The organism is Tolypothrix sp. PCC 7601 (assembly GCF_025677855.1).
Classification (GTDB): Bacteria; Cyanobacteriota; Cyanobacteriia; order Cyanobacteriales; family Nostocaceae; genus Aulosira; species Aulosira diplosiphon.
On the sequence record NZ_CP064879.1, the window covers coordinates 699,232 to 713,564 of the forward strand.

The 14,333-nt window shown below is 36.5% G+C and carries 11 protein-coding genes; 2 read left to right on the forward strand and 9 right to left on the reverse strand.

Going from position 1 to position 14,333, the window contains the following annotated elements; all coding sequences use genetic code 11:
* Positions 1 to 170: 170 nt before the first annotated feature.
* The 6 genes from HG267_RS02825 to HG267_RS02850 form a co-directional block, all read right to left on the reverse strand.
* Positions 171 to 1,376: a glycosyltransferase gene (locus tag HG267_RS02825; RefSeq protein WP_228045610.1), complete on the reverse strand. Its 1,206-nt coding sequence runs from the start codon at positions 1,374 to 1,376 to the stop codon at positions 171 to 173.
* Positions 1,377 to 1,480: 104 nt separating this feature from the next.
* Positions 1,481 to 2,677 carry an O-antigen polymerase gene (locus HG267_RS02830; RefSeq protein WP_045871822.1) on the reverse strand — a complete coding sequence of 399 codons (1,197 nt, stop codon included), beginning with the start codon at positions 2,675 to 2,677 and terminating at the stop codon, positions 1,481 to 1,483.
* Between the two features lie 90 nt (positions 2,678 to 2,767).
* Entirely contained in the window at positions 2,768 to 3,874 is a 1,107-nt protein-coding gene (locus tag HG267_RS02835) for a glycosyltransferase family 4 protein (RefSeq protein WP_045871823.1), read from the reverse strand.
* Positions 3,875 to 3,949: 75 nt separating this feature from the next.
* Complete coding sequence (locus HG267_RS02840; protein WP_045871824.1) at positions 3,950 to 4,738, reverse strand: methyltransferase domain-containing protein; 789 nt, start codon at positions 4,736 to 4,738, stop codon at positions 3,950 to 3,952.
* Positions 4,739 to 4,749: 11 nt separating this feature from the next.
* Positions 4,750 to 6,126 (reverse strand): oligosaccharide flippase family protein, encoded by a 1,377-nt coding sequence (locus HG267_RS02845; protein WP_045871825.1) that lies wholly within the window; start codon positions 6,124 to 6,126, stop codon positions 4,750 to 4,752.
* A 110-nt stretch (positions 6,127 to 6,236) separates the two neighbouring features.
* Positions 6,237 to 8,432, reverse strand: coding sequence for a GumC family protein (locus HG267_RS02850; RefSeq protein WP_096621605.1), 2,196 nt, complete (start codon positions 8,430 to 8,432; stop codon positions 6,237 to 6,239).
* Between the two features lie 705 nt (positions 8,433 to 9,137).
* Here HG267_RS02850 and HG267_RS02855 point away from each other — a divergent pair.
* Entirely contained in the window at positions 9,138 to 10,556 is a 1,419-nt protein-coding gene (locus tag HG267_RS02855) for a sugar transferase (protein WP_081584069.1), read from the forward strand.
* Entirely contained in the window at positions 10,553 to 11,632 is a 1,080-nt protein-coding gene (gene galE / locus HG267_RS02860) for a UDP-glucose 4-epimerase GalE (protein WP_045871827.1), read from the forward strand. The genes HG267_RS02855 and galE overlap by 4 nt, the downstream gene beginning before the upstream one ends.
* Before the next feature lie 55 nt (positions 11,633 to 11,687).
* On the opposite strand, the gene pgsA is transcribed toward galE, so the two are convergent.
* The 3 genes from pgsA to HG267_RS02875 all read right to left on the reverse strand — a co-directional run bounded on the left by pgsA (position 11,688) and on the right by HG267_RS02875 (position 14,312).
* The gene (pgsA, locus tag HG267_RS02865) at positions 11,688 to 12,194 is read right to left on the reverse strand and encodes a CDP-diacylglycerol--glycerol-3-phosphate 3-phosphatidyltransferase (RefSeq protein WP_045871828.1); all 507 of its coding nucleotides are present in this window, start codon (positions 12,192 to 12,194) and stop codon (positions 11,688 to 11,690) included.
* A 147-nt stretch (positions 12,195 to 12,341) separates the two neighbouring features.
* Positions 12,342 to 13,055, reverse strand: coding sequence for a Uma2 family endonuclease (locus HG267_RS02870; protein ID WP_045871829.1), 714 nt, complete (start codon positions 13,053 to 13,055; stop codon positions 12,342 to 12,344).
* A 135-nt stretch (positions 13,056 to 13,190) separates the two neighbouring features.
* Positions 13,191 to 14,312, reverse strand: coding sequence for an RNA-guided endonuclease InsQ/TnpB family protein (locus HG267_RS02875; RefSeq protein WP_045867859.1), 1,122 nt, complete (start codon positions 14,310 to 14,312; stop codon positions 13,191 to 13,193).
* Between the last annotated feature and the right edge of the window lie 21 nt (positions 14,313 to 14,333).

Consider the following 14,333-nt stretch of genomic DNA (forward strand, 5'->3'; position numbering starts at 1 on the left):
ATACATCTGGAATTCTATAATATTATGACTAGTATTTTATCTTTGAAAAAATTCTAAGTATTTATATTTTATCAATCGCCAAATAAATGTAAATTTCAAAACTTAAAGTATAAATTCTATGAAATACAACCCCTGATTACGATCAACTATACTTACTAAACTCTCTCATATCAATATTTGGGAAACATTCTACCAGGCCAACCACTAGCTGTAAAAGTAGTTTTTTTAAACAGTCTCCAGCTGAGTTCAAATATAATTCTTCTCGCTGCCTTGCTACCTTTTTCTTGTCCGAAAATTAATCTACAAAACCACAATAAAATTACACTTAAAACTTTTAATTCCCAGCTAATTTTGTGGGAGTCACATGCATCATTAAGTGATAATTGTGATAGTTGTGATAATTGTATGCGATTATTTTTTAACCAATTTTCCTTAGACTTTATAGCAAAATCTAAAACTTCTTGCATACGAATTTCATAATTATGTTCCCGCTTAGTTCTTTCAAACCCAGCCCACGCGATCGCGTCCCGCTCTTCTGGATGTGCCACATAGTAATTTATTTTTTCAACTAATTCGGGGATGTCATAAAAGATTTCAATTTCTTTACCTAGCGTATAATACCTTTCTAATCCTGGTGTATATTCGGTTAATAAAAAACCACCAGCACCAGGGACTTCAAAAGTTCTTGCTTTAATTTGGTTTTGACCTATAGAGTTAGCAAAATTGAGGCTGATTACGGACTCTCTCATAATCTGTGGTATTTCTTCTGCTGGTATTGATCCAGAAGGCCAGCCATAACCAAAACTTGCCACTTCAATTCCAGATTTTTGTAATTGAGATATGCGGTAATTTCGATTACCAAATGCTCTTCCTACAAAAGAGACTGGATATTGGCAATATTTGCAAGACAAAGGCTCATTAAATGTCTCTGAACTAGCTGCCCACTGAGATAATAAAACATTTTGAATATTATCCTGATGATATTTATTGATAATCTCAGGATATGTTGTAGTCATTGCATGATATGCACTGCCTATAAATCGCGATACTTGCCTGTATTTCCAGGAATCATCAGTAGTCCAACAAATAGTTGCAACATCTCCACGTGCTTGAATAATTTTTAATGTTTCTAACCAAATTTCATAATGCATTTGAACTGTTAATATGACATCAGGTTGTACTTTGCCCACTGTTTCTAGTAGTGCTTGGTTCATTTCAGCGTAACTGGCGTAGGCTGACATATCCCATGATTCAAAGTGAACAACCTCATGTCCTAATTTTCTTAAAGCTGGTACAAATGCTGCGTATTCAGTGTTAATTCCACGGGCAGAATTACCATACTGATACTTTCCAAAAACGCATAATACCTTCATCATTATTGCAGGGTAATAAATTTTGATATTTCAATTTTTGAACAATAATTAAAGATAATTATTGCCAATAAAAGATTATAAATTGTCCTGGATCTACTGCGGTTGTTTTATTTGTTATATATAGTATTGCAGAAAAAGCCAAAAATTAAGAAACATAATGCAGGTAATGGTAAAAAAACAAGAAAAAGAAAATGATTATAGGTATGAGCAGCAATTAAAGTCCATGTAATTTGGCAATAAATTAACAAATGTGGCAGACTAAAAAATGATTTGCTATAAAAATATTTAGATATCATTCCAAAAATAAAAGAAAATACAATAATTCCCAGAATTCCTAATCCCCAATGTAAATTTCCATAGAACCCTACAGGGGAACTTGGCTCAGGAAGAGTAGGTAAATCATTATTCATTACGTAGTCTTCATAAAGTCTATAGGGTAGCAAATTAACGAACGTGTATATAGGGTTAAACTTATATGGTCCTAATCCAGCTTGTTCGCACTGCGCCTCGAAATTAATTAGAGGCCATTGGAGATAATTTATAGTTTCATCAGTGCCAGATATTTGATAACCTGAACCAATCCTTAAAGAAGCAATCAAACCCATAAAGTAAATTAAGATTGCTGGCACAACCAAGTAAAGTAAGATTCTTACCTGCTTACTGATCTGGAGTCCAAATATATTTATAAAGCTTTTTAATGGACTATTAAAACGGATTGAGAGTCCAGAAAATAGAAAAAATACTAAAATAAACAATCCCTGGCGTTTTCCAGTTATCAAAGTTCCAAAAATAGCAATTAGTAAATTAACTACGAAAAAGAAAGAGAGTTTTTTATTAGATTCTATCGCTTTGATTAATAAAGATAATAATAATCCATTTAAAAAAAATAAAGACGTGGCAAAAAGACCTAACTGACCAAAGCCAGTTTCAACAGCATTGTTGTTCACATCATTTATATTTATATTTCCTGAGAAAAATTCTAGAATTGGTAAAAAACCATAAGCTCGAACAATATTTATAATTTGAATAATTATTAGAACTGAAATAATGAATATTATTCTTTTTAAACCACTAAAACTAATTTTTACTATCGTAGGAGATATATTATCCAGGTTAGATTTAAAAAATCTAGTACCTAGCCAAAAGAAGAAATATCCAACAGTCCATAAAAATAAAGGCAAATAAGTTATTTCATAGTTATAACTCTCATTTGGCCCTTGAATAATCCAAAGAATATAAGGAGAAAGAGCTTGAAGGGTACCTAGTAGCAAAAGTACTTCAGGACTGACAATTTTGCGCCACATACAATATCTACATAATATAGCTAACAACAGAAATGTATATGCTTGACAAATAATAAAATTTTTTCTAATTTTCTGCTTTTAGCATGACATTTATTGTAGTGAATTATATACTAGTTGTGTTTGTTCTGCACAGGTATCCCAAGAAAAATACTTGACTCTTTCTTGACCTTTCATAATAAGTTCTTTAGTCCTTACTTGTGAAAAAAGAACTCTTTCTAATGCATCTGCTATGCTTTCTAATTCATAAGGATTAAAATATTCACCTGCATCTGCAACTATCTCTGGAATTGAACTAGTGTTACTACACACAACAGGACAACTAAATGACATTGCTTCTAGAGGTGGAATACCAAAACCTTCATAAAGAGATGGGTAAATAAATGCAGATGCATTAGTATAAAGATTTGCTAATGTTTTGTCATCTCCTGGTAAATATATGACATGAGTATCATCAATATCAAAGCTTTTAATCATGGCTATCTCGTCATCAGAAAAGGATTTTACTCCGCAGCATACAAGTTTAAAATTATCAAATATCACTCGACGACTAGCATATGCTTGAAGTAATTTCTTAAAATTTTTGTATTCTAATCTCCTCTCTCCAACATAAAGTATATAAGGGTCAGATATTTTTGGAGTTTTTTTTATATTTTCATGACTTTGAAGAGAATAACCAAGATATATCGTAGATATGATTTTAGGATCTATCTCCAAGATTTCAATTAAGTCCTGCTTTGTATTTTGAGATATACAAATAATATGATCTGCACGTCTAATTGCTTCTGCTTTTATGAGACTAAATTTTCTATCTTTTTCTGGCATCAAATGTGCAAACTTTTCGTGAATCATGTCGTAAACTGTTATGACAGTTTTGCATTGCTTAGGTGCTATACATGACCTAGAGTAGAAAGTTTCGTGAACAATATCAGGATTACTATGATTAAGCCATATTTTAGACAATTCGGCATTTATTGCACCTATAATTTTGGATGACTTTGGTATGAGAGGTATTTGCCATCCTTTGACTAAATCTGCACTACATTTTTCCAAATACTTATTTACATAAAATCCAGCAAGAATTTGCACTTCAAATGTATTAATTTTTGCAGTTCGAGTTGCAATTTCATATATATAACGGGAAATTCCGCCATATTTTGACCAAGAAAATATTTGGTAATCATAATATAATTTTATCATTTCTACCTGTTATCTAAAAATATGAAAAATGAGTATTTTCGAGAAAATACCCATATGTCAATTATTATATATTTTTTATAGTTTTCTAAGCAGAGTATTATGATCTGTTAAAATTTTGGAATTCATTCTTTTTCTTACATATTCATAGCCAATATTTCCTAAACGTCCAGCCATTATTCTCAAAAGTATATGGTGATGTATCTGTTTATAAGTAAGTATATGAATAGTTTTATATGAATAAAAAAACATTGATAATTTATCTGCTATAAATTGAATTGTTCTTGCTTGATAGAAAGAAATATGCTGTCCTGTATTGAAGGCATAATACCACCAATTTTCTGGCTGTGGAGGATTGCCTTCAAACAAATCTGTAGAAAAAATAATTGTTGATGTACCAGCATCTTTGATAGATTTTTGAATAAATTCAATGGGATTATAGATATGCTCTAATACCTCAAAAGCAGTTATTGCACAAAATTCATTAGTGGTAGTAGATGCCTCAAAGCCTTTAGCAAAAATATTTTCACAATATAAGTCAGACCAGTAGAAATCAAAACCAATATCTCTCATCAGTCTTGTTAGCATCCCATAGCCACCTGCAACATCTAAATACCTGCCTTGTGGATCAAAAAAGAAGAAGATAATGCAAGCTAGTCTTTTAGAAATTGCAATATTTCTCGCGACTAAACCAGTATCTGCATCTGCAATAGCACTACTATAAGCTTCTTCTAGCCAATATGGATACTCTGTTTGTAGCAAACCGCAATTATTACAATATAGATAGCTAACCTCATATTTATTAATAATAGTTGCTGTGAAGTAAACATCTCTTTTAGAAGAGCATATAGGGCAATTTTTAATCATTTTTATTTAACCTACAAATAATTTATATTACTAATTCTTAATTTCAGCTTATTTATAATATCAACACCTACTGCTCCTAAAGAGAATAACAAAATACAAATTCCTGTAGACCAAGCTACTCCTGAAACACCTAGTAAATTACCTAAGAAAACTGATAAAATAATATTACTAATAGCAGAAACAGGGGATAATATAGCTTGTAACTTTAATTCGCCTAACCCATTAACCAACATTGCTACACATTGGGCAATACAATTTAATACTGTTGTAAATAGCATCGCCAAAAGCAAGCTAATATGTGGAATTGCTTCTTTATTAACTAATAAGCTGATAAGTTGCGGAGAAAATATAACTAGTAATATGCCTACAAATAGAGACCAGATGAAGCTGATATAAATCGACATTTTAAATGTATTATTAATCCAGGTATAATCTCCTTTAGCTAAAGCTTCACTATAGGCTGGCCAAAGAGAAATAATAAATGAGGATGAAATATATAGAATCAGAGAGAACAATTTTAAAGTAATTCCATAACTTGCTACTGAACTCGCACCAAATAATTGAGCAACAATAATTAGATCTGTTTGAAAAATTAAAATTGCTGAGATTTGAGCAATCCAGAACTGAAACCCAGTTTTTAAGAGCCATTTACATTGAAGCCCGTTAAAATTTTCATATTTAGGTGCTAACCATTTCCGTTTAAAACAAAATAAATGGATGCCAGAAAATATATCTCCTATCAGTAAAGTTCCGAAGCTAGCTACTATTAGCCAGGGTAAGTTAGCATGAATATAAATGGCAGTTATTATACTAATTATTGATAAAAAACTACTGAAGGCACCCCATATTTGATACCAATATCCTTCTTGATAGGCTGCATAGATGCGACTAGGAATTGAAAGTGGCAGACGGATGATAAACAAAATCCAACATACAAAAATTGATACTCCTACTTCTTGTTTTGCCAGCATTGAATTTATATTGAATACTCGTTCCCAAGAGATTGATGGATATAGTATTAAGAAGACTATGAATAAGATTAATGCTATTAAGAGCATTAGATAAAATGCACTTGATACAAACTCTTTGGCTATCTGCCTATCTTCATTAGCATCAGCTGTTGCTAATGCATTTGTTAAACTATTTGCTAAACCAAAATCAGCAATACTTATCCAGCTTAATAAAGAACTTAATATCAACCATAGACCAAATCTTTCTGTTTCTAAATATTTAGCTGTTAGTGGAATTGCAATAAATCCAGCTAGAGTAGACATTCCTTTGACAACTAATGTTGTACTACCCGTGAGTAATGCACGAATAATTCTTGTCCGTCCCCGATCAATAAAAAGATTATTATAATTCTGGAATAACTGCTTGAATATACGCATTATTGCCAATAATTTCCAGGTTTAAAGTCTGCTTATATCTCTAATGTTCTATCGCGATCGCACTTACCAAAATTTAATTCACAGAGGCATCTAAAATATTGCAAAAAGGCTCACAAAATCCGAATTTTTGATATTGAAGCATCAACTTTCCCATTTTTGTGAGATTGCTTTGCTCCGTAATAACTCTTTGCATAATAGCCACCGTAGCTACTTTCAGGAGTAACACCATTAGCTACCATCCCCAAAACCTGATGACCAGACTGCTCTAACAACATCTTGGTAGCATTAACTGACCCAGTATTAGCAACACCAGGACGTACAACCAGCAGAATTCCATCTACCAACTTACTCAACATCAAGGCATCAGCCACCAAAGTCAAAGGTGGACAGTCGATAATTACAAAGTCATATTCTTGAGTTGCTTCCTTAATAAATGTAGCAATGCGTTGAGAATTTAAAAGTGCAGCCGGGTTAGGTGGAATTGTCCCAGCCGTAATAATATCCAGAGTCATCAAAGCTTCTTTAGAGGTAGTTTGTAACTCAGTTTGACCGACTAAAATATTACTTAGTCCTACAAGGTTATTTTGCTCCCAAATTTTATGCTGGCGAGGGCGACGCATATCTGCATCCACTAACAATACTCGCCGTCCGAGTTGGGCTACTGCTACTGCTAAGTTAGCAGCTACAAAAGATTTTCCTTCGCCAGGAATTGAACTGCTTATGGCAATTACTTTCAGCATCTTGTCAGAAATGCTAAAACTTAAATTAGTTTGCAGCATCTCAAAAGCTGAAGACACTGGTGAATAGGGATTGTTGAGTACAGGTAATTCTACTTCTCCCACACCTTCACTACCTTTAGCTTTTTCAGCCTGTGGAATTGCACCCAGCAAAGGATAGTCCAAAAGTCGCTTGGCTTCTTCTACAGTCTTGAGGGAATTATCTATAGATTCCAACACCAGTGCTGTGCCTGCACCCAATATAATTCCCAAAATTCCCCCTAGTGCCAAGTTTAGAGGAATAATTGGAGAAACAGACTTATCAGCAACTAAAGCTTCAGATATGACCCTTGCATTACCAACATTTTGGTTTTCTACAACTTCAACTTCTTGTAACTGCTTCGACAGTTGTTCATAGGTAACTTGGGCTACCTTCAACTGTCGTTGTAACTGTAGCTGTTGTTGTTCCAGCCGAGGTAAGCTATCCAATCGGTTTTTGTTGACTAAAAGTACCTGCTTTAATTCTGCTACTTGGTTAGTTAATGCTAAACGTTCTACTTCTGATTTAACTAAATTTTCAGTTAAAGTCTGCTTGAGGTTGCCAATTTGCAAATTTTGCTCTGGCATATACTCAGAATTGCCTATGGTTTGAGCAACTCTCCCTTCTAATTGGTTTTTAAGAGCTACTGCTTGATTCTCCAAATTGATAATTTTTGGGTTGTCTTCTGTCAAGCGAGTCCGTGCCACAGCTAACTCGTCTTGTACTTTTTGGTATTCTGTAAGTACTTGCTGTACCCCAGGAGATTGACTTAAGGTGGTGAGTTCAACAGCGGTATCTGTATTCAATTTCATTTGATTTTGCAGAGCCAGAGAGCGAGTTTTAGCAGCAGTGAGTTCCCCTTGAGTTCTGGTAATTTCCTCGGCTAGCTCTTTTAATCCTTCAACACCAACTTTTGCTTCTACATCTAGAGCAACTACCCTATTTTTTTCTTTAAATCGGCGCAAGGCCATTTCTGCCTTTAAAACTCGTTTCTCTACCTCTGGTAATTGCCGATTTAAAAATTCTCTTGCAGACCTCGCTTCTGCGCGGTTTGTCCGAACATTATTTTCTAAGTAATAGTTCATCAGGGAATTAATTACAGATGCAGCTTCTTGCGGATTAGTGCTGCGGTAGGAAAGCTGCATGACATCCGTTCCCCGGATGGTTTTCAATTTGAGTAATTTCAGAAACTTTTCAATTGTCAGTGGTTTACCAGATTTATCCTTGAGGTCAAGGCTGGTAATGGTTTTGAGGACGATAGGATTTGAGCGGATGACCTCGGCTTCTGTATCCACTGGATTGCTGAGGTTGGTTAAACCGCTCAGTTCTCCTACTTGGGAAGACAAACCAGTCAGTGATGACACTCCATTTTGTTTGTTAAATAATAGTTTGGCTTGTGATTCGTAAACTGGTTTTTGAAGGAAGGTTACTAAGGCTGTCAAGCCAAACACAGAGCCAATTACAACTGTTGTCACTGGCCAACGCCTTTTGAGAACTGTCCAATACTGTTGGACATCAATGACTTCACGCTCTTCTTGCTTAGTAGGCATAAAACAATTTCCTGAAAAACCAGTGATAAATTGAGTTGGCGCTATTATTTATACCAACACAATTAGTGACTAACCCAAAGGAGTATGGCTAGTCTTGCTATGGATCAGAAGTATTCGCAAAATATTCTGATCAGAAAGTTTCTCTCAAATGTCTTGATTCCCAAAACGTCCCGATTATTCTATACTATTTCCTGTTCTTTATTCACTATAAATACTATGTTTGACAAATCCACTGGTATTTATAAGAATAATTTATATATAATTAGCCAATGCATAAATATTATTTATTGGCTTTTAATATTTATACTTAAAAGTTTGACTAATAAGTAATCGGTAAAGCACCAGTTACATAGAACCAAAAGCTATGTGTCATCAGTATATACCTTGCAATAAAAATATCTCGAGAACATCTACTAAGAAATTACAAGTTATGTAAAGTAATTGTTATAAAAATCACTCTATTGTATGTTAGATTATTTGTAATTTTTATTTGTAATTAAAGGGACTAGTTATTCTCCCTGAAGCACTTAAAATACTCTTAAACGGAAACTGAGCTAATCAACTTTGCCAAATTTGCAGAGGAAAATTGGCAACTGCTAATCAAGATTTCTATTGATAAATACTCAGGGTTAGGCATATTTAAGCAGCAAAAATCTACTACCTATAGCTCGTTTACTTCGGAATTAAGAGTAGTATAAAATATTTATGTTCAATATACCATTTCACACTTACAGGGGAAGCGTTCAAGTAATTACAATCCCACGCTTCATGCCTGTATTACTGTTGGTAGGAGATATTTTTGGCCTAGTTGTTTGTTTAGGGGTTGCCTTTTGGTTACGTCTGGGTCAGGCAATTACAGGTTTTGATGGAGTGGTTTGCGGATTTATGCTGCTGGTTCTATCAGGGCTTTATCTGGCAGATACTTATCATCCAGACACACAAATAGCAGGTTTGCGTGCTCCAGCGCGGATCTTGCTAGCTAGTTTTATAGTTGCTGCCATTACTTCTGCCCTAATTTACTTAACTGGAACTTGGGGACAGCATCCGTTGCTGGGAAGAGGTATTTTGCTAGTCAGCCTGGGAATATTTACTATCTGGGCGGTGATTTTAAGATTATGGGCAGTTAAGTGGTTGCGATCGCACGCCGAGCAAAGTCAGTGGTTGATGCTGGGAGGTGGCGAGAGTGGGATGAAATTTGCCCAAATGTTCCTAGAACATAACCCATTAGGGCGCTTGGTAGTACTTGCCGAAGCTAGCCAAGACATCTCTGAATTAGCAAAAACAGAATCGCATCTGAGTTACGGAGGCGGACTGAATAACTTGTCAGCTTGGATGCAGCAGCCTCTTTCAGGGGTAGTAGTTGCAACCCCAAGGGATTTTTCTGATATCCAAGTGCAGCAGTTGATGCAACTCAGGCTGCAAGGTATCCCAACATACAGGTTACCAGATATTTGCGAAACTCTATGGTATAAACTTCCCTCATCAGTGCTAGAAGATAGCTGGTTAGCTTTTAGTGCTGGCTTTAACTTGGTGCCTGGTGGTATAAGTTTGAAGGTGAAGCGGGTCATAGACCTGATACTGGCAAGCCTATTACTGATATTTTTATTTCCCCTGATGCTATTGGCAATGCTGGCTATTAAATTGGATAGTCCAGGCCCAGTTTTTTACAGTCAATTACGCACAGGATTATACGGTAAACCATTTAGGGTTTACAAATTTCGGTCTATGTATCAAGATGCTGAGAAGCGGGGTGCACAATGGGCAAGCCAACGCGATCCACGAATTACCAGGGTAGGGTATTGGCTGCGAGTTTTACGGATTGACGAACTACCACAAATTTTTAATGTGTTGAGGGGAGATATGAGTCTAATTGGCCCTCGTCCAGAACGACCGGAGTTTGATATCAAACTTAAAGAAGTTATTCCATATTATGAACTACGTTATTTAGTCAAACCTGGAATTACTGGCTGGGCACAGGTACTTTATCCTTACGGTGCTTCAGTGGAGGATGCTGCCCAAAAGCTAGCTTACGACCTCTATTACATTAAAAATTATTCTTTATGGTTAGATATTGCGATCGCCTTTAAAACTGTCAGGGTCGTTTTGTTAGGTAAAGGTAGATGAAAACGAAAGTATTAGTAACTGGCGGTGCAGGTTATATTGGTTCCCACGTCGTGCGCCAATTAGGGGAAGCTGGATATGATGTGGTGGTGTACGACAATTGTTCTACAGGTTCACCAAAGGCAGTACTAAATGGTGAGTTAATTATTGGTGATTTAGCAGACACAGACCGTCTTTACCAAGTTTTTGCCAAACACCGATTCGGCGCAGTGTTGCACTTTGCTGCCAGTCTAATTGTACCAGAATCCGTGGCTCATCCTCTTGACTACTATAGTAACAATACACGCAATACTCTAAATTTGTTGCGATGCTGTAATGTTCTAGACGTTAACCAATTTATTTTTTCTAGTACAGCCGCTGTTTACGGCGAACCTGAAGAAAACCCAGTTACCGAATCTACACCTACTTTACCAATTAACCCCTATGGACGCTCAAAGCTGATGAGTGAATGGCTGATTCAAGACCACAGTTTAGCGTCTCGAATGCGGTATGTAACTCTACGCTACTTTAATGTGGGCGGTGCAGATCCGGGTGGGCGACTAGGGCAAAGTTTACGCAATGTAACACACTTAATTGCAGCCGCTTGTAATGCAGCACTTAAACGTCAGTCAGAAGTCAAAATTTTTGGCACAGATTTTCCCACTCCTGATGGGACAGGAATTAGAGATTATATTCACGTTGAAGACTTAGCCTCTGCCCATGTCGATGCTTTACGCTATTTAGAGGCGGGTGGAGAAAGCCAAACTCTCAATTGTGGCTATGGCAAAGGCTACAGTGTGCGCCAAGTAATTGAAAGAGTAAAGGCGATTTCTGGTGTAGATTTCCCTGTAATTGAAGCTGAACGCCGTCCTGGAGATCCAGCTTGTGTAACAGCTTGTGCTGATAAAATCAGTCAGGTATTGGGTTGGCAACCCCAGTATAATGACTTGGATGCCATTGTCTATACGACTTTGGCTTGGGAGATGCAACAAGAAAATCTGCCATCGGTAACGGGAACTAGGCAGAAGCTAGTATTAATCAACAAAGAAAGACCTGTCAGATCTAAAATTGCTGAAATTGCTTATCGGCTACCGCAGTAGAGTTGCATCAATGAAATGTAGATGAAGGCTGATCGCAAATTTTAGTACCAGCAGTTTAATCAGATGAGGGTAGCAGATAAATTGCCCCAGAGATTAATGTCAGAGTTACGGAAATCCAAAATGCAATTATGGCTGGAATTTGCCAATCTGGTGATAAGGGTGCAATTAAAAGTGCGATCGCAATGATTTGACTGACAGTTTTGAGTTTACCCCAAATATTCGCCCCAGTAATTTGAGTTTGATTCACCCGCCAACCTGCGATCGCTAATTCTCGCGCTAAGATGAGAAACACTCCCCACGCGGGGACTTTGCCTAATTCAATTAATACCATCAACGGCGCAAGTACTAAGAATTTATCAACTAAAGGGTCAAGAAATTTGCCTAAATCGCTAACTTGGTTGAGTTTCCTTGCTAAATAGCCGTCTAACCAATCGGTTAATGCAGCTACTAGAAAGATTGTTAGACATATCCATTTAGCTTCGGTTGTAGGATTGTATAAGCCGTAAAGGAGAAATGGTATTCCTAATAAGCGCGAAAAAGTAATCCAGTTGGGTATGGTCATCAGCAATTCTAAATTAAGTAGAGCGTTGCAATTAACGATAGCTGCTAAAGGGTGTCATTTGTTATTTGTCATTTGTCATTTGTCATTTGTAACTTGAAATTAAAATTGGAAACCTAATAATTTTAGTGGTATTCTTACATCCACGTTCTAAATTGTATCTGGATCGATATTCAACTCTCGCAACTTAGCAGCTAATCTTTCTGCTTTTTGTTGAGCAATTTCTTTTTGCTGACGTTCTGATTCTGCGATTTCTTCTGGTGTCGGAACTAAATCACCTTCTGGGGTAAAAAATCTTACTAAGCCTTGATAAATACCCAAATATAACTCTAACTGTTGACTCCACAAATGTCCTTGATTGTTGGGTTCTAGGGGTTGATATTTACCATCAACTAAATGAAATCCTGCAAATTCTAAGGTGTAGGGATCAAACCAGAAATAATCTGGAGTCCGAAAAGTATCTTGGTAAAGTTTTTTCTTCAATCCTCTGTCTGTCTTCGCTGTTGATTCCGAGAGAATTTCTAAAATCAAATTCGGGTATTTACCATCTTCTTCCCAAACTACCCAACTTTTACGGGTTTTGCGTTCTGTATCTAGAACCACAAAAAAATCTGGGCCTCGGAATTTTTCATCTTTGCGCTGATTGTAACTATAGTAAATTGTCAGGTTACCAGCAGCATAAAAATCATTGCGATCGCGCCACAACCATTTTAAACATTTAAGTAAGAGCATGATTTGCTCTAAATGTAGTTCGGTTTCCAAGGGAGGTTCATCAGAGTATAAATCACCTGGAGGAAAGATAACATTTTCTGTGATGTCCTCGATAGCTGCTGGGGTAGTCTCTAATTCTCTAGCCAGGGACATGATTTCGCTGAGGTATTGGTAGTTTATGGGTTTATTTTAACCCTCGTCAGTGGTTAAAAAGTCTGTGGTTGGTAGTTGATGCTAGGCAATAAATCTTGACATACTCCCCAGCCTGAAGGCATGGGGATTCTAGCTTCAGACAGCGATTGCTGGCGTAGCCAGTCTGACATCACCTAAGCCAACAGTCGATGCCCCGACTGCACAAATATTGCGACTAGCGTTTTCGTCTCTTCCATTAACTGACTGACAGGAAGGACAACGCCACTCTCTAACTGACAAATCAAGACTTTCTAGAATATGTTTACAATTAGAGCATGTCTTGCTACTTGGATACCACTGGTCGATAAAGACAACCAGTTTATTCTTCTTCTTGGCAACCCATTCTAGGATTTGCAGAAACTCACCAAACGCTAAGTCTGATATTTGCCTGCCCCAAAGACGTTGCATTCCTTTGAGATTTAAAGTCTCAAAACAGAGAATATCGAACCTATCTGTTAGCTCATGAGCTAATTTCCAGAACCAATCACGCCGACGGTTGGAAATATCTTCATGCTTGCGTACTAAATTCTTTCTGGCTCGTTCTCTGTTAGATGAGCCTTTTAGCTTTTTGGAATGCCGCGAACTTGCTTTTTTAATGGCGCTTAGGGATTGCTTGAAAAATTGGGGCGATTCAATTTTAGTGCCGTCTGAGCAAGTGAGGAATGTCTTTAACCCAAAATCAAAGCCAGCGATTTTACCCGTCTTAACTTCAACTTCTGAGCTACCCTCATCAACAACCAAAACCATAAATAACTCACCTAACGGGGTGCGTTTAATAGTTAGGGTTTTGACTGTTCCCTCAATTTCTCTGGACTTCCAAAACTGGTAAACTCGACTACCAATTTTTACCCTATTTCCACCCAAAAACTTATAACCTGCCTGCTTAAGGGTGAACGATTTGTATTTCTTGACCTTCTTAAATCCTGGTGGTCTTACTCCTTTGTTATTGTGTTTGAAAAACAATTGGTAAGCTTTCTCAATGCGTTGACAAATATCTTGTGCTGCTTGAGAACCTACTGATTGCCAAAAAGAATTACGCTTTCTTAATTTGGCGATATGAGCCTGAAGTTTTGCACAGTTTAAATGCTTGCCAAACATCCGGTAATACCTTTTATGTAGAGCAATGCAATGGTTATAAATCACTCCAGCAGCGTTGATTGTGCGCTTGAGGTGTCTATTCCTTTTGTGTTCGTACAATTTAAACTTCAGTGTTTTCATGCTAGTATTATACCATAAAAC